Origin of the sequence: Leifsonia williamsii (genome assembly GCF_030433685.1) — a bacterium.
Lineage (GTDB): Bacteria > Actinomycetota > Actinomycetes > Actinomycetales > Microbacteriaceae > Leifsonia > Leifsonia williamsii.
In genome coordinates, this window is record NZ_JAROCF010000001.1 from 3,360,499 (window position 1) to 3,386,488 (window position 25,990).

Here is a 25,990-nt window from a genome sequence, read left to right on the forward strand (position 1 = left end):
AGTCGCGAAACAACGTTGCTGAATCGCGCACCCGAGTAGAGGGAACGGCGCAAGAGATTTGTGCAGCCCTCGGTTCTATGTCTCGGTTTTCCTCCGCTAGCAGGCGGCCTACTACGCGGTGGCCACGGGCGGCGCGGCGCTGTTCTCACGGCCCCGTCAGCGCGCCGGCTGCTAGTGCAGCGCCGTCAGCGATGCGGCCTCCCGCCGCAGCCTCCGGCGCCGTGCGAACGGGAGCGCGATCAGTCGCCAACCGACCAGGAAGACGCCGAGCACGACCGCGGCCACCGCGATGAAGCTCGGCTGCACGCCCTGGCCGCAGGCCGTGCGGATCAGCATGCCGAGCGCGACCGTCATCAGCCAGATCGGGATGCCCGGCCAGACGATCGCGAGCGGACGCGTCCAGGCCCACGTGACGAGCCAGCCGACCACCAGGCCGACGAGGAACGGCCAGAGGGTGGTGAGCAGTCCGGAGAACCCGGCGCTCTCGCCGTGGCTGCTGCGGCCGATCAGCACGAAGAGGAGGACGAAGGCCGCGTCCAGCACGAACGCCAACGCCGCAGTCCTCCAGGATTTCACCCGATGATGCTACGGGGACGCCCCGTGCGTTGCCTGGGTGCGAGGTGGGCAGCGCCTCCTCATTAGACTGGCCTCACCCGTCGCAGGCGACCCGCCGCCGACCGTCCTGGAGTGCTCCGTGCCGAACTTCGACTTCCTCGCCCAGCCCTCGCTCCCGCGGCCCGACGTCACGGCCGACGACGCCGTCGCCATCGCGGCGGCGCGGTTCGGACTGGAGGGGCGGGTGACCGAGCTCGGCAGCCAGCAGGACCGCAACTTCCTCATCGACACCGGCGACGACCGGTACGTGCTCAAACTCGCCAACCCGGTCTTCTCGGCCGACGAGCTGCGCGCGCAGAACGCCGCGCTGGAGGCGCTGGCCGGCTCCGGCATCCGCATCCCCGCTGTCGTCCGGGCGCTCGACGGCGCCGACCTGGTGGAGGTGGAGGCGCAGGGCCGCCGCCTGCTCGCCCGCGTGCTGCGCTACCTCGACGGCGACCCGCTGACCGGCGTCGCGCGGCCGACGACCGAGCAGCTGCGGACCCTCGGGGCGCTCGCCGGCACGGTCGCGGCCGGACTCTCCGAGCTGCGCCACCCCGGCCTCGACCGCACCACCCAGTGGGACGCGCGCGTCAGCGGCGAGGTGGTCGACCTCCTCCTCGAGCACGTGGAGCAGCCGGCCAAGCGCGCGGTCGTGCGCAGCGCCGCCGACGACGCGCTCGCCCGGTTGGAGCCGCTGCGCTCGCGCCTGCGCGTGCAGGCCGTGCACGGCGACGTGACCGACGACAACATCGTGCTCGGCGAGGGCGGCCCCGGCGTCATCGACTTCGGCGACGTGGCCGACGGCTGGCTGGTGGCCGAGCTCGCGGCGACCGTCACGAGCGCGCTGCACCACGTGCCCGACGACCCGATCGACGCGGTGCTGGAGGTCGTGGCGGCCTTCCACGCGCAGGCTCCGCTCGACGACGCCGACCTGGCCGCGCTCTGGCCGCTCGTCGTGCTCCGCGGCGCCGTGCTCGTCGTGAGCGGCGAGCAGCAGGTGGCGCTCGACGGCGACAACGCGTACGCCGACGAGAACCGCGCCCACGAGTGGGTCGCCTTCGACGTGGCCCGCCGCCTGGACGCGACCGAGGTGGAGGCGCTGATCCGCGCCCGGCTGCAGGCGGGCTCCCCTGCCCCAGCGCCCGCCCTGGGCCGGCTGGTCGCCCTCGACACGACCGCGGCCAACCTCACCGACCTCTCGGTGCTCGGCCGCGACCAGGACTCCGGCGCGTGGCTGGAGGCGGGCGCCGAGGAGGCCGTGCTCGCCCGCGTCTGCCGCGAGGCCGGTCACGCGGTGACCCGCTACGGCGAGGCCCGGCTGACGCGCGCGCGGGTGAACCGCACCTCCGCCTCCGCCACCATCGCCCTCGCGGTCACGCTGGAGGCGCCGGAGGGCGTGCCCGTGCTCGCACCCTTCGCCGGCGAGCTCGCGCTGGTGGGTGGCGCCTGGCTGCTGCGGGGCGACGGCGTCGAGCTGTGGCTCGACGGCCTGAGCCGCCCGCTGACCACCGCCGCCGTAGCCGCCGGCGCGGAGATCGGCACGGCCGTCCGGCTCACAGCCCAGCTCAGCCGCCTGACGGGTTGGCGTCCCCCGGCCTTCGTCACCCCGGCGTTCCCCGTCGAGCGCTGGGCCGACGTCTCCCCCGACCCGTCTGCCCTGTTCGGTCTGCCGCTCGCGGCGCCGCAGCCCGATCCGGCCGCGTCGCTCGCCCGGCGCGACGCGACGTTCGCGCAGGTGCAGGAGCACTACTTCGCCGAGCCGCCGCTGATCGAGCGCGGCTGGCGGCACCACCTCCTCGACACCCGTGCGCAGAGCTACCTCGACATGGTGAACAACGTCACCCAGCTCGGTCACGGGCATCCTCGGCTGGTGGAGGCCGTGCGCGACCAGTGGGCGCGCCTCAATACGAACTCCCGATTCCACTATGACGAACTGTCGCGGTTCACCGAGCGGCTGGCCGCGATCGCGCCGGAGGGGCTCGACACGGTCTTCCTCGTCAACAGCGGCTCCGAGGCGGTCGACCTGGCGCTGCGGCTGGCGCAGACGCACACCGGCCGCCGCACGATCCTCGCGGTGAAGGAGGCATACCACGGCTGGACGGTCGGCGCCGACGCCGTCACCTCCTCCCTCGGCGACAACCCGCGGGCCCTGGGGACGCGGCCGGACTGGGTGAGGCTCGTCTCGTCCCCCAACATCTTCCACGGCGCCCACCGCGGCGTGGACTCGGCGCCGGCCTACCTGGCCGAGCTCGACGCCGACCTGGCCGAACTGGACGCGGCCGGCACCGGCGTCGCCGGGTACATCGCCGAGCCGGTGTTCGGCAACGCGGGCGGCGTGATGCTCCCCGACGGTTACCTGGCCGGCGTCTACGAGCGCGTCAGGGCCCGCGGCGGCGTGTGCATCGCCGACGAGGTGCAGGTCGGCTACGGGCGGATGGGGCACTACTTCTGGGGCTCCGAGCAGCAGGGCGTCGTCCCCGACGTGATCACGGTCGCGAAGGCGATGGGCAACGGCCAGCCGCTCGGCGCGGTGATCACCCGGCGGGAGATCGCCGAGTCGTTCGCCGCAGAGGGCAGCTTCTTCTCCTCCGCGGGCGGCAGCCCGGTGAGCGCGGTCGTCGGCCTCACCGTCCTCGACATCATGCGCGACGAGCGCCTCCAGGAGAACGCGGCGGTGGTCGGCGACCACCTCGCGGACCGGCTGCGCGCCCTCGGCGAGCGGCACCCGCTCGTCGGCGCCGTCCACGGTCTCGGCCTCTACCTGGGCGTGGAGCTGGTGCGCGACCGGGAGACGCTGGAGCCGGCGACGGAGGAGGCGCACCTCGTCTGCGACCGTCTCCTGGCCGAGGGCGTGATCGTGCAGCCGACCGGCGATTACAAGAACGTGCTGAAGATCAAGCCGCCGCTGTGCATCACGCAGGAGAGCGCCGACCGCTTCGCGGACGCGCTCGACCTGGTGCTCGCGACGCTGTAGGCCGCAGGCGCTCTGCCGCCCCCGCGGCGATCGCCTCGGCGACCGCGCTCAGAGCGGACGAGCGCAGCGACCACTGGTGCCAGTACAGCGGCACGTCGACCGCGCCCTCCGCATCCAGGACCACCAGGCGACCGTCGGCGACGAGCTCGTCGGCCTGCAGGTCGGGCAGCATCCCCCAGCCGAGCCCGAGCAGGGCCGCGGTCACGAACTGCGTGGACGCGGGCACGTAGTGGCGCGGCGGCCTGGCTCCGGGCGTGAACCGATCGAGGTAGCGGTCCTGCAGCGCGTCCTTGCGGTCGAAGACGAGCATCGGGGCGACCGCGGCGGCCTCCGGCGTCCACCCCTCCGGGGCCCAGCGCTCGACGAAGGCCGGACTCGCCGCGGCCCGGTAGGTCATCGACCCGAGCGGGGACACCGTGCAGCCCTGCACCGGCTCGGGGTCGGAGCTGATCGCGGCCATCGCCGTGCCGTCGCGCAGGCGGTCGAGCGTGTGCTCCTGGTCGTCCAGGGTGATGTCGAAGGCGAGGCCCGGCACCGTGGCGAGCGCCGGCAGCGCCCAGGTGGCGAGCGAGTCGGCGTTGATGACGAGCGGGATGCCCGCGGTCGCGCCCACCTCCCCCGCCAGCTCGGCCGCGGCCTCCGCCTCCAGCAGGGCGAGCTGCCGGGCGAGGCGCAGCAGCACGCTCCCCGCCTCCGTCGGCTCGATCGGCTTGCTGCGGCGCAGCAGCACGCGGCCGCTCTGCTCCTCGAGGGCGCGGACGCGCTGGCTGACCGCCGATGGCGTGATGTGCAGCGCGGCGGCGGCCCGGTCGAAGGTGCCGTGGTCGACGGCGGCCGCCAGGGTGCGGAGGTGCTCGGCGTTCGCTTCCATCGACAGCGATGCTAACGGTCGGGGCGGTTCATGAACCAGGCTGATGGAGGTTGCGGGCAGGGAAACAGCACGTCACGGAAGGGTCCGCTGCCGTTCACGGACGGGTCACAGCGGATGCCTAGCGTTATGAAGTCTCTCAGGAACCTGAGAGGCCACGCAGACCGATCCCCCGATCGAGAACAGGAATCCTCACCAGTGGCATCCCCCTCCCGACGACAGTCCTCGCTGTCCTCCCGCGTGCGTCGCACGGTCGCCGCGGCGACGCTCGGCGCGCTCGGCCTCACCGCCGCGGTCGCCGCGACCGCCGTGCCCGCCAGCGCGGCGCCGGCCCCCGCGGCCGGCGACCTGGGCTCGCGCTTCACGCTCGCGGTGCTCCCCGACACGCAGTTCTACTCCCGCTACTCCGCGGACCAGTTCACGCCGCGCTACGGCACCGACCCGTTCGCCGTGCAGACCGACTGGCTCACGAAGAACGCCGACGCGCTCCAGATCCCGTTCGTCACCCACCTCGGTGACGTCGTGGACCAGGTCCACAGGGACGTGGAGTGGCAGGCCGCCGACCGGGCGATCCAGACGCTCGACGACGCGAAGCTCCCCTACTCGATCCTCGCGGGTAACCACGACGTGCGGAACAGCAACGACAACCTCTACGACGACCAGTACAACCTGGCGAACGAGCCGTTCCTGAAGTGGTTCGGCGCCGGCCGCGCGGCCGGGGTGTCGACGTTCGAGGGCAGCGACCCGACCGGGTTCAACCAGTTCCACATCTTCGAGGCCGACGGGCAGCAGTACCTCGTGCTCGCCCTGTCGTGGCGCGCGTCCGACGCGACCCTCGCGTGGGCGAACCAGGTGCTGAAGGACCACCCGACGCTGCCGGCCATCCTCACCACCCACCAGGTGATCAACATCGCCGCCGACGGGGAGACGCCGCTCGAGACCGACTACGGTCTGCGGCTCTGGGACAAGCTGATCCGGTCGAACGACCAGATCTTCCTCACCCTCAACGGCCACTTCCACGGCGCCTCCCGGCTGACCAAGACGAACGACTTCGGCCACGCCGTGACCGAGGTCGTCATCGACTACCAGATGGCGTACGAGGGCGGCGACGGCTACCTCGGGCTGTACGAGTTCGACCTCACGAACGACCGGATCAACGTGCAGACCGCCTCGCCGTGGGTGAAGTTCAAGCCGCAGGACGCGCTGACCCGCTACGACCAGCTCTTCCAGGAGGGGCCGCAGCAGCAGTTCAGCATCCCGATCGACTTCTCGGAGCGGTTCAAGGGCTTCGCGCCGGACTTCGCGGCCGGCCCCGCCGACACGCCATCGCTCGCGCAGAAGGCCCGCAGCATCCTGGAGGACGGCTTCACCGGGCCCGACCCCATCTCGACCGAGTTCCCGGGCGCCACGGCCGACTTCCCCGAGGTCGACGGCACGCTCGCCCACTGGCGATTCAACGGCGTGAAGGGCACCGTCGGCACTGAGACCGTGATCGAGGACGTCGCCGGCGACAACGACCTGCACCGCGCCGACCCCGCGGCCACCAACTCGGTCGGCACAACGCTGGAGGATGTGACCGTCGCGTCCGGCGACGTCCACGGCTACTCCTCCGACGGCTCGGCGGCGTGCTTCGCGAACTCCAGCGGCTCGCGGTACAGCTACCTGACGACGGCGGCGGACGCCCCCGTCAACGACGCCGACCTCTCGAAGGGCTTCACCATCGAGACGTTCGTCAAGATGGACGCGTCGTGGGACGCGGCGGCCAACGGCTGGTCCAAGTTCCTCGTGCACACCGGCAACCGCTCGCGCATCGACGGCTTCGCGCAGACGCCGTGGGACTACACCGCGTCGCCGACGGCGCTCGGCATCTCGAACCTCCGCGAGTTCCAGTGGACGGGCGTGCCGCAGGACCCGACCAAGGGCGACCGCACGGCCTGGTCGGGTGAGATCATGCCCGGCGCGTGGTCGCACGTCGCGATCGTCGGCGAGGAGGACGGCACGCTGACCATGTACGTGGACGGCGCCCCGGTGCTCCGCAACACCAGCGACGCCCTCGGCCTCGCCGCCAACCCGCACATGCCGTGGATCATCGGCGCGGACTGGGTGGACGACGCGGCCCGCAACGGCTGGAACGGCTGCGTCGGCGAGACCCGCATCATCGACCACGCGACCGGGCCGGACGAGTGGCTGACCGCGCGCGCCGACCTGACCGGGCTGACGCTGACCGGCGCCCCGACGGGCCAGCTGCCCGCCGGCAGCACGGTCGCCGCGCTGTCGGGCACGGGCCTCCCCGGCGCGACCGTGACGGTGCGTCCGGCGGGTGCTGCTGCCGCCGCCGTGGCCGCCACGGACGTCGACGCGGCCCGTGCGGCGGTCGCCGTGGCGGAGACCACGGCCCTCGCCGCCGACGCCTCCGCCACCGCGGTGGTGGGCGACGACGGGAAGTGGACGGCCCGTTTCGCGCAGCCGCTGACCGCCGGATCGTACGATCTGGCCGTGGCGCAGTCCCTGGGGACGCGCTCCGCGGACCCTGCCCGGGTGACCTTCTCGATCGCGGCCGCGCCCGGTGAGGTTCCGCCGGGCGAGACGCCGCCCGGCCAGACCCCGCCCGGCCAGACGCCGCCCGGCGGCGAGGTGCCCGGCGGCCAGGTGCCCGGAGGGGACGCGCCCGGAGGCGACGAGTCCGGCACGGACGACCCGGCGACCGCCGACCCGGCGGCCTCCGCGCAGGACGAGCTGGCCTCTACCGGTTCGGACCTCGTGCTGCCGGCGATCCTGGCCCTGCTCGCCCTGGTCGCGGGTGGTGCCGGCGTGATTCTGGCACGCCGCCGTCGCAGCGCCTGAGGCATGAGCACAGGAGGCCGTCCCGGTTCGCCGGGGCGGCCTCCTTCCGTGACACGATCTTTAGAGCAGCTGATGCTACGTAAGGAACGTGAGCTGTACTTATGGTAGGTCGCTGCCGTAGCGTCGAACCGATGTTCAGCAGCACTCTCGGTACGTTCCTGGCCGGCCTCGGCTCCTCCGCCTCCCTCATCGTCGCCATCGGCGCGCAGAACGCGTTCGTCCTCAGACAGGGGCTGCGCCGGGAGCACGTGCTGCCGATCGTCGCCGTCTGCGTCCTCAGCGATGCGCTGCTGATGGGCGCGGGAGTCGCCGGGATCGGCGTCCTGGTGAAGAGCGCGCCCGTCGCCCTCGAGATCGTGCGCTGGGCCGGCTTCGCGTTCCTTGTCGGTTACGCCGTCTTCGCCGCGCGCCGGGCCCTGAAACCGGGCACCCTCACCGCGGGGACGGGAGCCTCCATCTCCCTTCTCGCCGCCGTCGGCACCTGCCTCGCCATCACCTGGCTGAACCCGCATGTGTACCTCGACACGGTCCTGCTGATCGGCTCCCTGTCGGCGGCGCACGGCGACCCGGGCCGCTGGGTGTTCGGCGCTGGAGCCGCGACCGCGAGCCTGCTCTGGTTCACCCTCCTGGGCTATGGCGCCCGCCTGGCGGCGCCGGTGTTCGCCCGCCCGGTGGCCTGGCGCGTGCTCGACGCGGGCATCGCCGTGCTGATGCTGGTGCTGGCGGTGCTGCTGGTCGTCTGAGACAACGGCTCAAAGAGCGGAGGTGCTCAGCCACGACCGACGGGTGTTGGCGTCATGCAGGACGACGTGAATGAACGGTGCTATCCGCCCCCGCTCGGCTGGGTCCGCAAACTCGAGGAACTTGTCGCGAACATCGTCTGCACTGAGCCGATCGGCACCTCCGTTGAACCAGTACAGGATCAGCTCGGGCGAATATGACGGCATACCGTCCTCACGCTGGCGGTCCTGACCGAGATGGTCGGCAATGTTCTTCCACCACCACTTGTCGGACTCGCCAAGCGAACAGCCGAAGACGATGAACAACTCCGTGTCGTCGAAGAGGTGGCGGTACCGGAGGTCGTTCTGCGCCCAGAAAGGCTTCGCCAGCCTGAGGGCAGGATCTTGGTTACCGCGAACACTATTGGGCATGTCGATCCCGAACAGGAGTGAACGCGGGATGCTCTGATGGCCGTGGGGGTGAACGACCTCCGACGTGACATAGGAGTAGAAGATGTCTCCCCAGTCTCGTTCAGACGCACCTGGGTCAATCTTGAAGTGGAAGTTGCGGTCCACCGTCTTGTAGGGCCGTGGGTCGAACTGAACCTGGTCCAGGTAGACGAAGTCGTCGAGCAAAGACGTGTAGTTGAAGTTGATGAACAAGAAGTTGAACACGTCGAAGTTCCGGATGCCCTTCGGAAACCGGAGCGAGGCATACTCCGCCGGTTCGAGGTCACCCAAGAACTCCTGCAGCGAAGTGACCGCTGCCCCCGCCTTCATCGAGTCGGCGCCGAGGCGCACGAGTAGCGACGCCGGGACGGCGAGTTCCAAGAACTGGGAGAATTGCTCTTGGATGCGCCTCAGCGCGTCGGCCAGATCGATGGCTCGCGTCCGGTCGGCTCGGAGCATGCCCTCCACGGCCGCCTCGACGTCGCTCCAGTTCTTCTCATCTGCGTCCCGGAGCCGCTCCATCTCACGAAGGATCGGGTTGGACGGGTCAAAGGACCGCAATTTCAAGAAGTAGTAGAAGCTGGTGTACCGCGTGTCCACCGGCATCGCGTAGTCGTCGGCTACCTGGAGGTCGAACCCGTTACCGACGAAAGCCATGATGTTGTGCTGCATCTGTGAAGCGTCGAACAATTTCGTGTAATCCCGATGACCCATTTGGCGGTTTCCTTCTCACTGGCACCGCCCAGCGCGGCACTCCGACGCTACAGCCGGACGGCGCTCTGGAAAGCCACACATTATCCCTTGGGCGCGAATCCCCCCCCCCCCCCCCTCTCTAACCGGCCAGGAGCGCACTCACGTACGCGTACGCCTCGCGCGCATACCCGCTCCATCCCCCTGGCGTCTCGGCCGGCAGCGCCACCCACTCCTTCATCGTGCGCGTGCCCATGGTGACGTCGCCGGCGACGCCCGCTGCCATCAGCGCTACCGCCCGTTCGCGCGGCAGCTTCACGATGAGCCGGTCGCCGTGGCCGAGGAACGCGAAGATCTTGCCGTCGACACGGAGGCCGGGGCTGCGGAACATCGTGCCGAAGCGCACCCGCGGGTCGTCCGCGTACTCCGCCGCCAGCGCGTCGAGCGCCTCCCGGCCGGCCGTCGCCTCATCCACGAGCACAATGTAGAGCCCCGAAACGCCGGAAGGCCACCCTCTCGGGTGGCCTTCCGGACTTGCCTGGTGGAGCTAAGGAGATTCGAACTCCTGACCTCTTCGATGCGAACGAAGCGCGCTACCAACTGCGCCATAGCCCCGGGGAACTGCTTAGAAACAATAGCACCCGAACGGGTCCAGATCGAAATCGAGCACCGCTCAGCTCGCGGCCCGGCGGCGACGGAGCACGGCGTCGAGGTCGAGAGCGCGGTCGTCCATCCCGTCGACGATGCCCATGCTCGCGTAGCGGCTCGGCGCCTCCACGACCGGGGCAGCAGCGACGGGAGCAGCGGGTGCGGCGGCCGAGGCGACGGGCGCCTCCGCAACGCCGGCAGCGGCAGCGGGCGCCGCCGCGACCGGGCGCAGCGGCACAGGCGCGGGCGCGGCAGGAGCGACCTCCGCGGCCTTCCGCTCGAAGTCCGCGCGGGCCGCGGCCCGGCGCAGCTCGGTGGCGGCGTCGATCGACGCCATGGCGGCGGCGGCCACGGTGCCCGGAGAGAGGTGCAGCGGCTTCGGCAGGGGCTGCGGCGTCCAGCTCTGCCGCAGGCGCTCCTGCACCGGGAGGTCGTGCTGGGCGTCGTCGTACAGCTCCGGCGCGGGAGGCGAGTACGGCGCGACGATGGACGCCGCGGGCACGGCCTCCTGCGGACGCGCCAGACGGGTCAGCATCCCGACCGACGCGACGCCGAGCGCGGCCGACAGCGCCGGCACGAGCCAGATGCCGGTCGACGCCATGAGTGCGGTGCCCCAGGCGACGCCGACGGCGGCGACCACGAGAGCGAGAGTCGAGAGCGAGCGCGCGCGGCGCAGGCGACGGCGGCGCTGCGGGGAGAGTGTGGAGGGGCGGGTCGCGGCGGCGAGGACGCGTGCGCGCTGCGCAGCGGCGGCCCGGGCGGCGCGCTCGACCGCGATCGCCTCGGCGGCGGCACGCTCCGCCTCCTCGGCGGCACGACGGCGCTCCTCCGCGATCGCCTGCTCACGGCGGGCATGCGCGGCGGCCTCGGCGCGGGCGACGGCCATGCGCTTCTCCTCCGCCTTGCGCAGGATGCGCTGCTGCTCGGCGACCGTGCGCGCCGTCGCCTCCATCCGCACCTCGGCGGGCAGCTCGCTCGTCTCCGCCAGGATGCGCAGCGTCTGCTGCAGCCGCACGGCGTTGCGCTCCGTCGCGAGGTACTCGCGCCGGCGCAGCCACACCGGGATCAGATAGGCCACCCAGAGGGCGGCCGCGATGGCGACGACCACCCCACCGCCCATCACATCCCCGTTCATGCCTCTACGGTAGAGGCCCGGGGGCGCGCGCCCCCGGCAGTGAACGGGTGTGTCTTCCCCTCAGCGCCCGTGGAGTGGACGTTCAGCGAACGCGCGCCACCGGCAGAGGGTTGGCGGAGGCGGCGCGGTCCTCCGCGGTGATGGTCGCGGCGTCCGCCGGCGCGTTGCCGTCGAGCCAGCGCCGCAGCACGCCCTGGGTCAGCTCCTCCGAGACGAGGCCGAAGCAGAAGTGGTCGCGCCAGTCGCCGTTGATGTGGATGTAGCGGCGGCGCAGCCCCTCGTAGCGGAAGCCCAGCTTCTCGACCACGCGGAGGCTCGGGGCGTTCTCGGGCCGGATGCAGATCTCCATCCGGTGCAGGCCGAGCTGGTAGAAGCAGTAGTCGGTGGCGAGCGCCACCGCGGTCGGCGTGATGTTGTGGCCGGCGAACCGCTCGGCGATCCAGTAGCCGATGGTCGCGCTCGACAGCGACCCGTACGTGATCGACGACACGTTCAGTTGGCCGGCGAGCTCGCCGTCGTACTCCACGATGAAGGGGAGGCCGTGGCCGGCGCGTGCGTTCGCCAGCAGGGAGCGGATGCTCGCCCGCGTGTCGAAGGCTCCCGCCGAGTAGGGGCTCGTCGCCTCCCACTGCCGCAGCCACGAGCGGTTCTCGAGCAGGGAGCGCTCGAGCGCACGTGCGTCGCGCAGACGGATGGGCCGCAACCCCACCCGGCCCTCGCCGAGCGTGGGGATCACGATCGCCACGTACTCCTCCTTCGTCGTCTGTCGATCCTCCGCCGCTGGTGGCTCAGCTCTCGGCGGGCTCAGGCTGCTCGACCGGCGCCACGGGCTCGGCCGGCATCTCCTCGACGACCTCCTGCGGGGCGTCCTCGAGGCCGTCCGTGAACTCGCGCAGCCACGGCCGCAGCTCGGGGCCGAGGTCCTCCCGGTCGATGGCGAGCTGCACGATCGCCTTGATGTAGTCGAGCCGGTCGCCGGTGTCGTAGCGGCGGCCGCGGAAGACGACGCCGTAGACGCCGCCGGTCCAGTCGGGCGCCTCCGCCATCGACTGCAGCGCGTCGGTCAGCTGGATCTCGCCGCCGCGCCCCGGCTCGGTGCGCTCCAGCACGTCGAAGACCTCGGGGCGCAGCACGTAGCGGCCGATGATGGCGAGGTTGGAGGGGGCGTGCTCCTTGTCCGGCTTCTCGACGAGACCGGTGATCCGCACCACGTCGTCCTCGTCGGTCGGCTCGACCGCGGCGGCGCCGTACAGGTGGATGCTGTCGGGGTCGACCTCCATCAGCGCCACGACCGTGGTGTTGAGCCGGTGCTGCACGTCGAGCATGCGGGTCAGCAGCGGGTCGCGGTGGTCGATGATGTCGTCGCCGAGGAGCACCGCGAACGGCTCGCGGCCGACGTGCATCTGCGCGCGGAGCACGGCGTGGCCGAGGCCCTTCGGGTCGCCCTGGCGCACGTAGTGCACGTCGGCGAGCGAGGTGGAGTAGTTGACCTTCTGCAGGCGGTCGGTGTCGCCCTTCTTCTGCAGGGTGTCCTCGAGCTCGGCGTTGCGGTCGAAGTGGTTCTCCAGCGCATTCTTGTTGCGGCCGGTCACCATCAGCACGTCGTGCAGGCCGGCGTCGACCGCCTCCTCGACGACGTACTGGATGGCCGGCTTGTCCACCACCGGAAGCATCTCCTTGGGCATCGCCTTCGTCGCCGGGAGGAACCGGGTGCCCAGACCCGCCGCAGGGATGACCGCTTTCGTCACGTGGTTTGCCATGCCGCCTACAGTATCCGCATTTCCGGCGGTCACAGGGTCGGTCTTCTAGGATTGCGGTATGGACCCGGATACCGCCGAGCACCGCAAACGGGCGCTCCGCGCCGAGCTCCGCGAGCGCAGGCAGAACCTCACCACGACCGAGCGCTCCGGCGCGACGGCGGGCCTCACCCGCAACCTGGTCGACCTGGTGACCGATCTCTCCGCCCGCTCGGTGGCCGCCTACCTGTCGACGCCCATCGAGCCGGACACCCGCCCCTTTCTCAACTGGGCGCACGCCCAGGGCCTGCGGGTGCTGCTGCCGATCTCGCGCGAGGACGGCCTCCTCGACTGGACCACCGGCGACGGCGAGACCGAGACGGAGGGGCTGTTCGGGATGCCGGAGGCCGTCGGCGAGCTGCTCGGCCCCATCGCGATCAACGACGTCGACCTCATCCTCGTGCCGGCGGCCGCCGTCGATGCGAGCGGGATGCGCATGGGCTGGGGGCGCGGCTATTTCGACAAGACGCTCGGCAGCATGGAAAAATGTCCACCGGTCTACGCCGTCCTGTTCGACGGCGAGCTCGTGGACGAGGTCCCGCGCGAGCGGCACGACCAGCCCGTCGACGGCGCCGTGACGCCCAGCAGGATCGTCCAGTTCTCCTGACCCACCGGTCCGCCCCGCGGACCCGACCGACCACCGGAAGAAGATGCCCACCTACTCGTACCAGTGCCGCGACTGCGGTCACGCCTTCGACATCCAGCAGGCCTTCACCGACGACGCGCTGACGGTGTGCCCGAACTGCGGCGGCTCGCTGCGCAAGGTCTTCGGCGCCGTGGGCGTCACCTTCAACGGGTCCGGGTTCTACCGCACCGACTCGCGCGGCACGAAGTCGGCGGGGGCGGGATCGGCGTCGTCTTCGTCGTCGTCGTCGGGTTCGTCGTCGTCGGGTTCGTCGTCCTCCTCCGGCTCCGCCGCCTAGTCAGCACCACCCCTCCTGCAGAAAGGACCGGTCATGCTCAAGGGCTTCAAGGAGTTCATCCTCCGCGGCAACGTGATCGACCTGGCCGTCGCCGTCGTCATCGGCGCGGCCTTCACCGCGGTCGTCACCTCGATCGTGAACAACCTGATCAACCCGCTGATCGGCGCCTTCTTCCAGGCGAGCACCCTGGATGACGCGCTGGTGGTCACCCTGAACGGCTCCGACGTCAAGTTCGGCGCGGTGATCGGGGCGATCATCAACTTCCTGATCGTCGCGACCGTGGTGTACTTCGTCTTCGTGTACCCGCTGAACGAGCTCAAGAAGCGCGCCGAACGCCTCCGCAAGAAGGGCGTGGTCGAGCCGGAGGCCCCGGTCACCGAACTCGACGTCCTCACCGAGATCCGCGACCTCCTCAGCGCCCAGCAGTCCCCGCCGTCGGGCACCGGCAAGCACGCCGACCCGTCGGTCTGACCAGCCGCCCGACTCACCAGTGCGGCGGGACGTCCCGCCGCAGCCGCTCGTCGTTCGACCCGAACGACGGCGCGTGGTCGCTGTCGGCAGCGCTCGGCTCCGGCGCCGACGGCAGCGCCGGCGACGGGTCCGCTCCGGGCGCGCCGGGTCGCTGCACCCGCCGGCTGCGCCGCGGACGCGAAGCCCCGGCAGAGCCGGAGGCGGCACGCGCGTCGGGGTCGGAGGTCACCCCTCCAGCGTAACCGCCGCTCACCCCACCGGGATCGTGATCGGCGCCGTCTCCGTGCCGACCTCCGCGCCGATGAGCTTCGCGATGCGCGAGGCGACCGCGTCCGGGTCGGCGAACAGCTCGAAGCTGTGCACGCGGAGGTAGTGCCAGCCCAGGCGGCGCAGCACGTCCGGGCGGAGGCGGAGCGATTCGCGGAGGCTGCCCTTGTTCACGTCGTCGTCCGTCTCGATCGCGACGGCGCGGCCCTCGTGCGAGGCCACCAGGGTGATCTTGCCGCGGTAGCCGAGGTGGACGTCGAGGCCGCGGCGGACCAGGCGCTTGGCGAGGTCGAGGACCATCGGGTCGGCGTCCTGGCTCAGGTACTCGGGCGCCGCCGCCTGGAGCTGGTCGGCCTCCCCCAGCACCTGGGCGAGCGCCGCGATGCCGTGCCGCATGCGCGACTCGTCGATGTCCTCCGGCTTGAAGCACGACACGATGTCCATGCCGCGGCGCGCGCGGGTCATGCCGACGGCCAGCAGGCGGTCGCCGCCCGGCTCGGCGAGCGCGCCGAAGTTGGACAGCAGGCGGCCGTGCGGGGTGCGGCCGTAGCCGATGCTGAAGATCGCGCGGTCGCGGCTCTGCCCGACCGACTGGTCGAGGGTGACGACGGTGAACGGCTCCGCCCGGTCGCCCAGGATGAAGTCAGCCAGCTCGCTCCGCTTCGAGAACGCCGCCAGCACGGCCTGGTTGACCCGCACGGCGTGCCGTTCGCTCGCGGTGATGACCATGAGCGACTCCCGCGGACGCTCGGTCGCGTGCTTCAGGACAAGGTCGACCACGGTCGCGACCTCGGCGTCCGTGCTCTCGACGGCGCCGGTGTCGGAGTCGGGCATCCCCTGGCCGCCGGTCACGTAGTGCAGCGCGAGGCTGCCGTGACCGAGGAACGTGCCCGCCCACGGGAACGAGTCGATCATGCCGCCGTAGAAGCGGCGGTTGACCAGCTCGGCGAGGTCCTCCCCGCCCGCGCGGTAGCTGCGCGAGAGTGTGTAGACGGGCAGCAGCTCCGAGAGCCGGGCGAGTGCGGAGTCGGCGTGCATGGCGTCGAGGTCGTCGGCGTCGACGGTCGTGCCGTATTCGTGCACGCCGATGTCGAACCGCGACGGGGTCTGCGTCACCGGGTCGCCGAACGCGACGACCTGCTTGGCGCGGCGCAGCACCGGGACGTTCTCGGCCAGGCTGGAGGCCCCGGCGTCCACCAGCAGGACGGCGTCGAAGGCGACCTCCCGGCTGATGTGGGGCACCTCGTACGGCGAGACCAGCCAGACCGGCGCGAGCGGCCGGGCCAGGTGCGGTGCGACGGCGTTGAGCGACGCGGCGGTCGGGTTCTCGGTGGTGAGGAGGCGCTTGAGCGCCGCGGCCTCGTCCGGCCAGTCCACGATGCCGATCTTCCAGGTCTCGGCGAGCATCCACGCGAGCTGCTTGCCGGTGGCGGAGGCGTGCGCCTCGTCCACGAGCCGGAAGTCGGCCTCCAGCCGGTCGAGCACGCCGGTGTTGGCGCTGAGCAGCGCGCGGTCGGAGGCGAGCAGCGTCTCGAGCACCGACTGCCACCAGGCCAGCTCGAGCTCCGCGCTCACCTGCGTCTCGGGCACGTGACGGATGGAGAGGTCGGAGAGCAGCGGGTCGAGCTCCAGCTCGCGCAGCTGCCCGAGCAGCGCCGTGCGCTCCTGCAGGTTGGCGAGCACCTCCGACTCGGCGGCGAGGCCCGCGATCTGGCGGGTGAGGATCTCGATGGGCAGCGCGGCGAGGGAGTTCGGGGTGCCGGTGCGGCGCAGCGGGATGTCGAGGCGGGCGAGGTCCTCCGCGACCCGCTGGTAGGCGACCTGGACGTCGGCGATGCCGACCGGCACCTCCGGCACGACGCCGGCGACGGCGAACCGGTTCCAGAGGATGCGCTGCTGCTGGATGCGGCGCAGGCTCTCGTTGAGGTCGGTGACGTGCACGCCGGGCCGCACGTACTCGAGCGCGAGCTTGCGCAGGCGGCGCCGGTTCGCTCCCGACATGGCCGGTGAGTCGCGGCGCGAGGAGGTGGCGGCGATCAGCTCGGCGAGCGACCGGTCGAACACGGCAGGCGTGAAGCGGTCGAGCGTCTCGCGGATGTCGGCGAGCAGCCGCAGGTACACACCGAGCTCGGCGATCGACTCGAAGGGCCGCATCCGCGTCTGGCCGATCAGCGCGTTGGCGCGCTCGATCAGGCGGGGCAGCTCGGCGCGGTTGAGCTTCTTGGCCAGCTCGTGCGCGGCCTTGCCCTCCTCGGTCGTGGTGAACGAGGCGCCGTACCACGGCGAGTCGTTGGGCCCGTAGCGGAACTCGCCCAGCCGGGCGGCGCGGATCAGCGCGTCGGCGGCGGAGGCGCGGTCGTGTGCGAGCGCCTCGATCGAGTGCCGGCCGAGGCGGGCGGTGGTGGAGGGCGGAGCCGGCAGCAGCGACAGGTGCGACAGCTCGCGCAGCGCGTCCAGCACCGACACCTTCAGGACCGGGTCGCGGCGGGTCAGCGCCGCGCGGTAGTCGAGCAGCACCTTGCGGAGGCGGACGAGCGCCTCGTCGACGTCGGTGACGCGCGGCTGCTCCGCCTTCTCGTTGCGGCCGATGGCCTGGATGAGGTCGCGGCGCAGCGTGCGCGGCGTGACGGCGAGGCCGGGGAGGCCCGCGCGGGAGAGCCGCTGGGCGATGTCGTCGAGGCTCGACCGTCGCGGGGTCACCACGAGCACGCGCTTGTGCTGGCCGACGAGGGCGCCGATGGCGTTCACGATGGTCTGGGTGCCGCCGGTGCCCGGCAGCGTCTTCACGACGATGGAGTTGCCGGCGGCGATCTGCGCGACGACGTTCTCCTGCGTCTCGTCGGCGTCGAGCAGGAGGGTGTCGGTCGCGGGCGGCCGCTCGTCCTGCTTGATCGGGTCGACCGGGTTGAAGGCGCTCTCGACCGTGGTGCGCGCGGTCGGGTTGCCCGCCAGCGCATCCAGCATCACGGCGTCGAGGTCGTCGGCCTCCGCGCGCAGGGCGGGCGCGACGTCGGCGAACGACGAGACGACCAGGCGCGGCTGCACATTGAACCACGGCAGGTGGGAGGTCAGCCCGCGCAGGCGGTCGATCACCGGCTGCGGCTTGAACACGCCGTTCTGCACGGCGAGCGCCACGAACGCGTCGGCGTCGAGGGTGATCTGGAACTGCTGGGCGAGTGCCTCCGCCAGCTGCGGGTTGAGGAACGGCTGCCCCTTGAGCTTGAGCTCGAAGTCGCGGCCGTACCGGCGGATCGCGAGCGGACGCAGCAGGATCGGGGCGAAGAACTCGTCGCCGCCGTGCCGCCACTGGGCCAGGCCGATGGCCAGATGCACCGACTCGATGCCGCGCACCGAGCGCAGCTCGATGCCCTTGGCCGTGATCGCGTTCGCGGCGGCGCGCGCGGTGCGCAGCGCCAGCTCGTCGCGGATCAGGCTCGACAGCAGGGTGCTCTTGCCGGTGATGAACTGCGGCAGGCCGCCCGGGTGCGTGGTGCTGAGCTCGATGCGGGTCCGCGGGCCGTCCTCGAAGTGGAGGAGCGGGGAGGTGCCGCCGATCGCCGCGATCTCGTCGCGCCAGCGCTGCCACACCGGCTCGGCGATGTTGCCCGCCGTGAGGGCCGGGTCGCCGAGGCTCAGCATGTGCGGAGCGGTCGTGTTGCCGGCGGGATGCAGGGCATCGTCGTCCCTGAGGTCCGACGCGAGCGCGTCGTCCTCCGTCTTCCTATCCAGTCGCCACACACGGACACCCTACGTGCCCCTCCCTGGAATCCCGGGCAATTCGGGCGGGTTTCGCGGCGATCCGCTACGATGTGGCGCTCGGCTGCGTGGTCTGGGCGGCCGGCGGGGCCTCCGGCTCGCGCACCCTCCCGTGTCCGCGGAGGAAGACCAGCGCGAGCACCCCGCACAGCGCATAGAGGACCGCCTGGGCGTCGAGCACCGGCACCGCGCCGACCGTCTCGGCGAGTGCGCCGCCCGCCAGCAGGCCGACGCCCTGCGCCGCACCGCCGAGCGTCGTGACGGCCGCGATCACGCGCCCGAGTGCGGCGGGAGGCGTCGCGCTCTGCACGACGGTGATCTCGCCGGTGCCGGTGGCGACGGCGGGGATGCCCATGGCGATGAAGAGGCCCGCGTAGACGGCGAGCGCGGTCGTGATCGGCGCGAGGTTCCACGTGACCAGCAGCAGGCCGGCGAAGACGAGGAAGCCGACGCCGACGACGGCGCGCTCCCCGAACCTCCGCAGCAGCCTCCCCGTCACGAGCCCGCCGAGCACCCCGCCGACCGCCTGCAGGCCGCGGACGAGACCGACGCCGGCGTCGCCCGCGCCGACATCCTCGGTGAGGTACACGATGAAGAGGACGAGGAAGATGCCCTGCGCGGCGCCCGCCAGCACGGCGATGGCCGTCATCGTGCGCAGGGTGCCGGAGGCGAGGAGGGTGCGCAGCCCCTCCACCCATTCGCGCAGGAGGCGGCGCTCCGTCTGCGCGACCGGCTCCTCCCCCGTCTCCGCTTCGACCGCGGTCGCCGGCGCGCGGCCGATGCCGCGGCGCGTGCCCAGCACGAGCAGGGCCGTGACGACGAAGGTCGCCGCATCCACCAGCACGATGCCGCCGAGCCCCCAGAAGGCGAAGGCCGCTCCGCCGAGCGGCGACCCGATCAGCCGGGCGAGGTTGTCGCTGACGGCGATCAGGCCGTTCGCCGCCCCCAGCTCGTCGGCGCCGACGATGCCGGGCACGATCGCCTGACGGGCCGGGTTGATGATCGCGCCGAGCACCGCCTCCACCGCTGCGACCGCGTAGACGATGCCCATGCGGTCCGCGGAGGCGGCGAGCAGCGGCAGCAGCGCCAGGGCCTGCAGCAGCGCGACCACGATGATCGTGCGCCGGCGGTCCCAGCGGTCGACGAGCACGCCGAGGAGGCTCCCGAGCAGCAGCATCGGTATGAGCTCGGCGAGGAAGACGGTGGAGGCGCCGAGTGCGGAGCCGGTCGCCGAGAAGGCGAACAGCGGCAGCGCGATCATGAGCAGCCAGTCGCCGGTGTCGGACACGAAGCCGGCCGACCACAGCAGGCCGTAGTCGCGGCGCAGGAGGAGGTGGCGGCGGCTCACGACTCGGCCTCCCCTGCACGCGAGTCCTTCGCCCGACCGACGGCGAGCGCGTCCGGGTGGCGGAAGGCGTTGAGGTGGAGGGCGACGACATCGGCGTCGTCGGGCGCATCGGCGCGGGTGAGGGCGATGTAGGGCCGGATGAGCGCATCCAGCTGCTCCCCCAGCGCGCGCAGCTCGGCGGCCGAGAGCCGCAGGGCGTAGCCCGACAGCATCGACGCCTCCCGCCACTCCCGCGGCTGCTCGTCGCGCTGGGCGATCGCGCGGCGCACCAGCGCGGCCTCGTCGTCGACCTGGCGGTCGGCGAGGGCGCGCTCGATCGTTCCCGAGCCGAGCTCGGCGTCCGGGTTCTCGGTGTCGCCGTAGCTCAGGCCGGTCGCGACCGAGCGCCACGGGCGTTCGCGGCCGTCCTCGGCCTCCACCGCCTCCACCAGCCCGAAACGTGCGAGCGCGCGCAGGTGGTAGCTGCAGTTGGAGGGCGTCGAGCCGAGGACCTCTGCGCACTCGCTGGCCGTGCGGGGGCCGAACGACATCAGGTGGTCGATCAGGGCGACGCGGAGCGGGTGGGCGAGCGCGCGGAGGGCGCGCGGGTCGGTGACCGTGCGGCGCTGCTCCTCGCGAGATTCGAAAGACATGTTTCAGAGTATTGCGAAAGACTTCTTTCACGTCAAGAGCGGGAATGTCCGCGACGGTCCCGCATGTTGTTGCTCTGCGTGAACCAATCCCGTGCGAACTCCGCGACCAGGGCGGGCGTCGGCTTCCGCTCGGAGCGCGGCCCCATCCTGATCGCCCTCATGCTGACGACGGGCCTCGTGGCCATCGACTCCACCATCCTGGCCACCGCGGTGCCGTCGATCGTGAGCGACCTGGGCGGGTTCGCGCAGTTCCCCTGGCTGTTCTCCATCTACCTGCTCGCGCAGGCGGTCTCGGTGCCGGTCTATGCGAAGCTGGCCGACACGGTCGGGCGCAAGCCGATCGTGCTGATCGGCATCGCCCTGTTCCTGCTCGGCTCGGTGCTGTGCGGGTTCGCGTGGAGCATGCCGGCGCTGATCGTGTTCCGCGCCATCCAGGGCCTCGGCGCCGGGGCGGTGCAGCCGATGGCCATCACGATCGCCGGCGACATCTACACGGTCGCCGAGCGCGCGAAGACACAGGGCTATCTCGCGAGCGTGTGGGCGATCTCGTCGGTCGTCGGGCCGACCCTCGGCGGCGTGTTCTCGCAATTCCTGTCGTGGCGGTGGATCTTCTTCGTCAACGTGCCCCTCTGTATCCTCGCCGCGTGGATGCTGATCCGCACCTTCCACGAAAGCATCGAGCGCAAGCGGCACCGCATCGACTACGCGGGCTCGACCCTGCTGACCGTCGGAATGAGCCTGCTCATCCTCGCCGTGCTCGAAGGCGGCCAGGCGTGGGCGTGGGACTCGGTGTGGAGCATCGGGGCCTTCGCTCTCGGAGCACTGCTGCTCGTGGCGTTCGCGCTCGTGGAGCGCCGGGCGGCCGAGCCGGTCCTCCCGCTCTGGGTCTTCTCCCGCCGGCTGCTCGTGACGACGACGCTCGTCTCGCTCGGCATCGGCGCCATCCTGATCGGGCTCACCTCGTACGTGCCGACCTACCTCGAGGGCACGATCGGCTCCGCACCGCTCGTCGCCGGTCTCGCGGTGGCGGCCCTCACCCTGGGCTGGCCGCTCGCGGCGAGCCAGTCGGGGCGGTTCTACCTGCGCATCGGCTTCCGCAACACCGCGCTGATCGGCACCGCGCTGGCTGTGATCGGCGCGGTCGCGCTGGCGGCGACCTCCCTCCAGCCGAGCGTCGTCTCGGTCGCGATCAGCTGCTTCGTCGTCGGGCTCGGGATGGGCCTCGTCGCGACGCCGACGCTGATCGCCGCCCAGTCGAGCGTGCCGTGGAACGAGCGCGGCGTCGTGACCGGGACCAACATGTTCGCCCGCTCGATCGGCAGCGCGGTGGGCGTCGCGGTGTTCGGCGCGATCGCGAACGCGATCATCGCCGGCACGGCGAACGGGGAGAAGGACCCGGGGACCGTGCAGGCCGCCTCCACCGCCGTGTTCGTGGCGACCGCGATCGTCGCCGCGCTCACGATCGTCGCCGCCCTCACGATGCCGCGCGCACGCGTGGAGGACGTCGAGGTGGCGGCCGCGCCCTCCCCCGCCGAGTAGCGCACCTCCCCCTCCCTCACTCCCCTCTGGAGCCGCGTGCTAATGTGGTCGGACCACATGGTCGGACCACAGCGAGGGAGCAGGAGGGGCGCGTGATGACGGAGCCGAAGGCCTGGGAGGGCGTGCTCGCCCATATCGAGGCGCGGCTCGTCGACGGCCGGTTGCGCCCCGGCGACCACCTCCCCGCCGAGCGCGCCCTCGCCGCCGAGCTGGGCGTCGCGCGTTCCAGCGTGCGCGAGGCGATCCGGGTGCTGGAGGCGATGGGCCTCGTCCGCACGCAGACCGGCTCCGGCCCGAGCTCCGGCGCGATCATCGTGGCCCGCCCGGTCGGCGGGATGCAGGCGCTCATGCGGTTGCAGGTCGCGGCCAGCGGCTTCCCCGTCGCCGACGTCGTCCGCACGCGTCTGCTGCTGGAGACCGCGGTCGCCGCCGACCTCGCGGAACGACCGGGCGTGCCGGGCGAGCTGGCCGACGCCCGTCACCTCCTCGACGCCATGGACGACCCCTCCCTCACCGCCGAGGAGTTCCTCGCGCTCGACGCGCAATTCCATCTGGCGCTCGCCGACGCCTCCGGCAACACCGTCGTCGCCGCCACCATGTCCGGCCTGCGCAGCTCGATCGAGGGGTACGTGCTCGAGGGCGCGGCGCGCGTTCCCGACTGGGCCGCCATGGCCTCCCGCCTCCGCGCCGAGCACCGCGGGGTGATGGAGGCCATCGCCGCCGGCGACCCCTCCGCCGCGCGCACCCGCATCCACGACCACATCAGCGGCTACTACCGCGACGCATCGCCGGTCACCGGCGACGCGTCCTCTCCGTCCCCCGTCCACGAACACCGTTAGGAACCGTCATGGTCAACCGCCAGTTCCCGAAGCCCGTCGAGCTACTGGAGCTCATGCAGTTCAAGAAGCCGGAGCTCGACCTCAAGAAGCGCCGCCTCGAGAACGCCCTCACCATCGAGGACCTCCAGCGCATCGCGAAGCGCCGCACTCCGAAGGCCGCGTTCGACTACACCGAGGGCGCCGCCGAGGGCGAGCTGTCGCTGGCCCGTGCCCGCCAGGCCTTCCAGGACATCGAGTTCCACCCGTCGATCCTGCGCGACGTGTCGACGGTCGACACCTCCTGCACGATCTGGGGCGGCCCCTCCGCCCTCCCGTTCGGCATCGCGCCCACCGGCTTCACCCGGCTCATGCAGACCGAGGGCGAGGTGGCGGGAGCCGGAGCCGCGGGTGCCGCGGGCATCCCGTTCACGCTCTCGACGCTCGGCACCACCTCCATCGAGGGCGTGAAGGCCGCCAACCCGACCGGCCGCAACTGGTTCCAGCTCTACGTGATGCGTCAGCGCGAGATCTCGTACGAGCTCGTCAAGCGCGCCGCCGCGAACGGGTTCGACACACTCTTCTTCACCGTCGACACCCCCGTCGCCGGCGCGCGCCTGCGCGACAAGCGCAACGGCTTCTCGATCCCGCCGCAGCTGACCCTCGGTACGATCATCAACGCCATCCCGCGGCCGTGGTGGTGGTACGACTTCCTCACCACGCCGAAGCTGGAGTTCGCGTCCCTCTCCTCCACCGGCGGCACGGTCGGCGACCTCCTGAACGCGGCGATGGACCCCTCGATCAACTTCGAGGACCTCGAGATCATCCGCAGCATGTGGCCGGGCAAGATCGTGATCAAGGGCGTGCAGAACGTCGAGGACTCGAAGAAGCTGGTCGACCTCGGCGTCGACGGCATCGTGCTCTCCAACCACGGCGGCCGCCAGCTCGACCGCGCGCCCATCCCCTTCCACCTCCTCCCGGAGGTCGTCAAGGAGGTCGGCGCCCACACCGAGATCGCGATCGACACCGGCATCATGAACGGGGCCGACATCGTCGCCGCCTACGCGCTCGGCGCGAAGTTCACCCTGATCGGCCGCGCCTACCTCTACGGCCTGATGGCGGGAGGCCGCGCGGGCGTCGACCGCACCATCCAGATCCTCACCGACCAGGTCGTCCGCACGATGAAGCTGCTCGAGGTCTCCACCCTGGAGGAGCTCACCCCTGCGCACGTCACCCAGCTGACGCGCCTGGTGCCGCTCGGCCGCCAGGAGGCGACGGCGCGGGCGCTGGCGTAAGCGTAGGCATCGGAGTCACTCACCGCGGCGTCAGCACCCGGACGGGGGTTGCTCTCACACCCCCGTCCGGGCCCCGGTACAGCCGCTTCATAGCAACTCCCTAATACGATCATGAGGAAACTGTCACCTGTCGATGGGATGAGCTGAATGGCAACGGGGAGAGGGGCGTCCAGCCCGTCCAAGCGGGATCGCCGCGAAGAGGCGCGGGAGACCGCCAGGAAGATGCGCGAGGAGGCCGCCAAGAAGGCCAAGCGCCGCAAGGTGATCGTGCAGAGCTCCGTGATCGTCGGCATCGTCGCGGTGCTCGCCATCGTGGGCGTCGTCATCTTCACGAGCGTCAGCGCCTCCAGCAACGTCGCCAACCCGAAGAACATGCTGAGCGGCGGCATCCTGCTCGAGAAGGCGGACAAGGCCGTGACCACCCCGGCGATCGCGTCCGGTGCCGAGCCGACCGCCACGAAGCAGACGCTCGACGGCAAGACCGCGCACATCCAGATCTGGCTCGACTACCAGTGCCCGTACTGCAACCAGTTCGAGACCACGAACTCCGACCAGATGAAGCAGATGATGGCCGACGGCAGCGCGACCCTCGAGATCCACCCGGTCGCCATCCTCGACTCGTCGCAGAACAAGGAGTACGCGACCCGCGCGGCCGCGGCCGCCTCCTGCGTCGCCAACTATGAGCCCAACAAGTTCTTCGACGTGAACAGCGCGCTGTTCGCCAACCAGCCGGACGAGCAGACCGGCACCGGCCTCACGAACGAGCAGATCCTCGGCGTGTTCAAGGACGCCGGCGTGGAGTCCGACGCGATCACCAAGTGCGTCAACGACCAGACTTACGCCAAGTTCATCACCAACCGCACGCAGTCGGCGGTCAAGGACAAGCAGCTGGTCAACCCGAGCACCGGCAGCTTCGGCACGCCGACCGTGTTCGTGAACGGCCAGCGCTACCAGGGCGGGTTCACCGACGCCGACCAGTTCAAGGCGTTCGTCGCCGCGGCCGTCAAGGACGCGGGCGACAGCGGCTCGGTCACGTTCCCGACGCCGGGCAAGTAGCCCGCCACGCGGATCCGAAGGGTCCCGACACGCCGTCCGCCTCACGCGGTCGCGGCGGGTCGGGACCCTTCTGCGTTCGCGGTGTACCGTCCGAGGCGACCACAACGAGAGGAGAACCGGATGGACGACCGCATCCCCGAGGAGGGCGTCGAGGACGAGACCATCGGCGAGGGCGACGCCGGCGACACGGCGGGCTGGGCCGACACCGACTCCGGCGACGTCGACTACGCGCTCGACGACCCGATCGCCGAGAAGGAGTTCGCCGACGACCTGGTGACCAACGACGCCGTGGCCGGCGAGACGGTCTGGTCCGGCGCGGGCGACGGCAATGACGGACCGACCGGAGGCTCCCCGCGCGAGGCCGAGCCGGTCTACGACGAGCACGACCCGCAGGGCGACCTCGACGACGGCGTGCTGACCGAGGAGGACGTGGAGGACGAGGGGATCTAGCCCTCCGCCTCCACCGCCTCCACCACTCCGCGCGCGCTGCGCTCCAGGAAGCCGACGATCCGCTCGGCGAGCAGATCCGTGCCGAGGGCCGTCTCGACGAGGGCCTCTTCGGCGAAGGCGATCCAGGAGCGCAGCGCGATGCGCAGCAGCGGCGTGTCCGGGACGCCCAGCTCGAGGAACACGGCCACGACGCGTTGCGCCTGCTCGGCGCGCGCCTCCTCCACGACCGCCCGCACCTCGGTGTCGACGCTCGCGACGCCGCGCACCAGTGAGTAGAAGGTGCCGCCGTGCTCGCGCACGAACGCCACGATCCGGGCGAGGGTGTCGTGGAGGCGCTCCAGCGGCGGCAGATCGGGCACCGGCTCCGTCGCGTGCAGCATGCTGTCGCGTGCGGTGCGCACCACCTCCCGGTGCAGTCCCTGCTTCGAGCCGAAGTAGTGGAACAGGAGGCCGCGCGAGACGCCGGCACGCGCCGACAGCTCCTCGATCGTCAGCTCGTCGAGCCGGCTGTCGGCGAGGAACGCGACCCCGAGCGCGACGAGTTGCGCCCGCCGCTCGTCGGGCGTGAGCCGCGTGCGCCGGTCCGCCTCCATGCGTCGAGCCTATCCGCGAGCGGGGCGACGGCCGCTGCTCGGTTCGCGCACGGGTCGCCGCCGAGCGCTATTGACAGCTCGTCAATAGCGGCTAGGCTCGCACACGGACCTGGCCGCGCCGGTG

At 71.5% G+C, this 25,990-nt stretch carries 23 protein-coding genes and 1 tRNA gene; 11 read left to right on the forward strand and 13 right to left on the reverse strand.

The genetic code is table 11. The features are described 5' to 3' along the window. Nucleotides 1–171: 171 nt before the first annotated feature. Complete coding sequence (locus P5G50_RS15885) at nt 172–576, reverse strand: DUF3054 domain-containing protein (protein WP_301212040.1); 405 nt, start codon at nt 574–576, stop codon at nt 172–174. 118 nt (nt 577–694) lie between these two features. On the opposite strand from P5G50_RS15885, the gene P5G50_RS15890 reads away from it, so the two are divergent. Beyond that, nucleotides 695–3,571: an aminotransferase gene (locus P5G50_RS15890; protein WP_301212039.1), complete on the forward strand. Its 2,877-nt coding sequence runs from the start codon at nt 695–697 to the stop codon at nt 3,569–3,571. On the opposite strand, the gene P5G50_RS15895 is transcribed toward P5G50_RS15890, so the two are convergent. Continuing rightward, the gene (locus P5G50_RS15895) at nt 3,510–4,442 is read right to left on the reverse strand and encodes a LysR family transcriptional regulator ArgP (RefSeq protein ID WP_301212038.1); all 933 of its coding nucleotides are present in this window, start codon (nt 4,440–4,442) and stop codon (nt 3,510–3,512) included. The genes P5G50_RS15890 and P5G50_RS15895 overlap by 62 nt on opposite strands. Before the next feature lie 195 nt (nt 4,443–4,637). Between P5G50_RS15895 and P5G50_RS15900 the strand changes: the two genes are divergently transcribed. Both P5G50_RS15900 and P5G50_RS15905 read left to right on the forward strand, forming a co-directional pair. Then, nucleotides 4,638–7,283: a metallophosphoesterase gene (locus tag P5G50_RS15900; protein ID WP_301212036.1), complete on the forward strand. Its 2,646-nt coding sequence runs from the start codon at nt 4,638–4,640 to the stop codon at nt 7,281–7,283. 131 nt (nt 7,284–7,414) lie between these two features. Next, nucleotides 7,415–8,026 carry a LysE/ArgO family amino acid transporter gene (locus P5G50_RS15905; RefSeq protein ID WP_301212035.1) on the forward strand — a complete coding sequence of 204 codons (612 nt, stop codon included), beginning with the start codon at nt 7,415–7,417 and terminating at the stop codon, nt 8,024–8,026. A gap of 9 nt (nt 8,027–8,035) precedes the next feature. Here P5G50_RS15905 and P5G50_RS15910 read toward each other — a convergent pair whose 3' ends face one another. The 6 genes from P5G50_RS15910 to galU form a co-directional block, all read right to left on the reverse strand. Then, nucleotides 8,036–9,124 carry an AbiH family protein gene (locus P5G50_RS15910; protein WP_301212034.1) on the reverse strand — a complete coding sequence of 363 codons (1,089 nt, stop codon included), beginning with the start codon at nt 9,122–9,124 and terminating at the stop codon, nt 8,036–8,038. A 160-nt stretch (nt 9,125–9,284) separates the two neighbouring features. Beyond that, entirely contained in the window at nt 9,285–9,617 is a 333-nt protein-coding gene (locus P5G50_RS15915) for a hypothetical protein (protein WP_301212033.1), read from the reverse strand. 64 nt (nt 9,618–9,681) lie between these two features. After that, nucleotides 9,682–9,757, reverse strand: a tRNA-Ala gene (locus P5G50_RS15920). A 58-nt stretch (nt 9,758–9,815) separates the two neighbouring features. Beyond that, the gene (locus P5G50_RS15925) at nt 9,816–10,925 is read right to left on the reverse strand and encodes a hypothetical protein (protein WP_301212032.1); all 1,110 of its coding nucleotides are present in this window, start codon (nt 10,923–10,925) and stop codon (nt 9,816–9,818) included. Between the two features lie 82 nt (nt 10,926–11,007). Continuing rightward, nucleotides 11,008–11,670 (reverse strand): GNAT family N-acetyltransferase, encoded by a 663-nt coding sequence (locus P5G50_RS15930; RefSeq protein ID WP_301212031.1) that lies wholly within the window; start codon nt 11,668–11,670, stop codon nt 11,008–11,010. Between the two features lie 43 nt (nt 11,671–11,713). Further along, nucleotides 11,714–12,685, reverse strand: coding sequence for a UTP--glucose-1-phosphate uridylyltransferase GalU (gene galU, locus P5G50_RS15935; protein ID WP_301212030.1), 972 nt, complete (start codon nt 12,683–12,685; stop codon nt 11,714–11,716). A 58-nt stretch (nt 12,686–12,743) separates the two neighbouring features. On the opposite strand from galU, the gene P5G50_RS15940 reads away from it, so the two are divergent. The 3 genes from P5G50_RS15940 to mscL are packed head-to-tail and all read left to right on the forward strand — an operon-like array spanning nt 12,744 to nt 14,115. Next, nucleotides 12,744–13,328 carry a 5-formyltetrahydrofolate cyclo-ligase gene (locus P5G50_RS15940; RefSeq protein WP_301212029.1) on the forward strand — a complete coding sequence of 195 codons (585 nt, stop codon included), beginning with the start codon at nt 12,744–12,746 and terminating at the stop codon, nt 13,326–13,328. Nucleotides 13,329–13,371: 43 nt separating this feature from the next. Then, on the forward strand, nt 13,372–13,644 hold the full coding sequence (locus P5G50_RS15945) for an FmdB family zinc ribbon protein (protein ID WP_301212028.1): 273 nt from the start codon (nt 13,372–13,374) through the stop codon (nt 13,642–13,644). A 33-nt stretch (nt 13,645–13,677) separates the two neighbouring features. Then, nucleotides 13,678–14,115, forward strand: a complete 438-nt coding sequence (gene mscL / locus P5G50_RS15950) for a large-conductance mechanosensitive channel protein MscL (protein ID WP_301212027.1) — start codon at nt 13,678–13,680, stop codon at nt 14,113–14,115. A 13-nt stretch (nt 14,116–14,128) separates the two neighbouring features. On the opposite strand, the gene P5G50_RS15955 is transcribed toward mscL, so the two are convergent. The 4 genes from P5G50_RS15955 to P5G50_RS15970 all read right to left on the reverse strand — a co-directional run bounded on the left by P5G50_RS15955 (nt 14,129) and on the right by P5G50_RS15970 (nt 20,118). After that, nucleotides 14,129–14,344 carry a hypothetical protein gene (locus tag P5G50_RS15955; RefSeq protein ID WP_301212026.1) on the reverse strand — a complete coding sequence of 72 codons (216 nt, stop codon included), beginning with the start codon at nt 14,342–14,344 and terminating at the stop codon, nt 14,129–14,131. 20 nt (nt 14,345–14,364) lie between these two features. Next, nucleotides 14,365–18,120 carry an AAA family ATPase gene (locus P5G50_RS15960; RefSeq protein ID WP_301212025.1) on the reverse strand — a complete coding sequence of 1,252 codons (3,756 nt, stop codon included), beginning with the start codon at nt 18,118–18,120 and terminating at the stop codon, nt 14,365–14,367. 64 nt (nt 18,121–18,184) lie between these two features. Further along, entirely contained in the window at nt 18,185–19,486 is a 1,302-nt protein-coding gene (locus tag P5G50_RS15965) for an MFS transporter (protein WP_301212024.1), read from the reverse strand. After that, entirely contained in the window at nt 19,483–20,118 is a 636-nt protein-coding gene (locus P5G50_RS15970; RefSeq protein WP_301212023.1) for an ArsR/SmtB family transcription factor, read from the reverse strand. Before P5G50_RS15970 ends, P5G50_RS15965 begins: the two co-directional genes overlap by 4 nt. Nucleotides 20,119–20,277: 159 nt before the next feature. On the opposite strand from P5G50_RS15970, the gene P5G50_RS15975 reads away from it, so the two are divergent. The 5 genes from P5G50_RS15975 (at nt 20,278) to P5G50_RS15995 (ending at nt 25,273) form a co-directional block, all read left to right on the forward strand. After that, a complete protein-coding gene (locus P5G50_RS15975) occupies nt 20,278–21,657 on the forward strand; it encodes an MDR family MFS transporter (protein ID WP_301212149.1) in 1,380 nt (459 codons plus the stop codon). A 95-nt stretch (nt 21,658–21,752) separates the two neighbouring features. Continuing rightward, nucleotides 21,753–22,496, forward strand: a complete 744-nt coding sequence (locus P5G50_RS15980) for a FadR/GntR family transcriptional regulator (protein ID WP_301212022.1) — start codon at nt 21,753–21,755, stop codon at nt 22,494–22,496. Nucleotides 22,497–22,504: 8 nt separating this feature from the next. Further along, a complete protein-coding gene (locus tag P5G50_RS15985) occupies nt 22,505–23,767 on the forward strand; it encodes an alpha-hydroxy acid oxidase (RefSeq protein ID WP_301212021.1) in 1,263 nt (420 codons plus the stop codon). A gap of 147 nt (nt 23,768–23,914) precedes the next feature. Beyond that, nucleotides 23,915–24,823: a DsbA family protein gene (locus tag P5G50_RS15990; protein ID WP_301212019.1), complete on the forward strand. Its 909-nt coding sequence runs from the start codon at nt 23,915–23,917 to the stop codon at nt 24,821–24,823. Between the two features lie 120 nt (nt 24,824–24,943). Then, nucleotides 24,944–25,273: a hypothetical protein gene (locus P5G50_RS15995; protein ID WP_301212018.1), complete on the forward strand. Its 330-nt coding sequence runs from the start codon at nt 24,944–24,946 to the stop codon at nt 25,271–25,273. On the opposite strand, the gene P5G50_RS16000 is transcribed toward P5G50_RS15995, so the two are convergent. Beyond that, nucleotides 25,270–25,866: a TetR/AcrR family transcriptional regulator gene (locus tag P5G50_RS16000; protein ID WP_301212017.1), complete on the reverse strand. Its 597-nt coding sequence runs from the start codon at nt 25,864–25,866 to the stop codon at nt 25,270–25,272. The genes P5G50_RS15995 and P5G50_RS16000 overlap by 4 nt on opposite strands. Between the last annotated feature and the right edge of the window lie 124 nt (nt 25,867–25,990).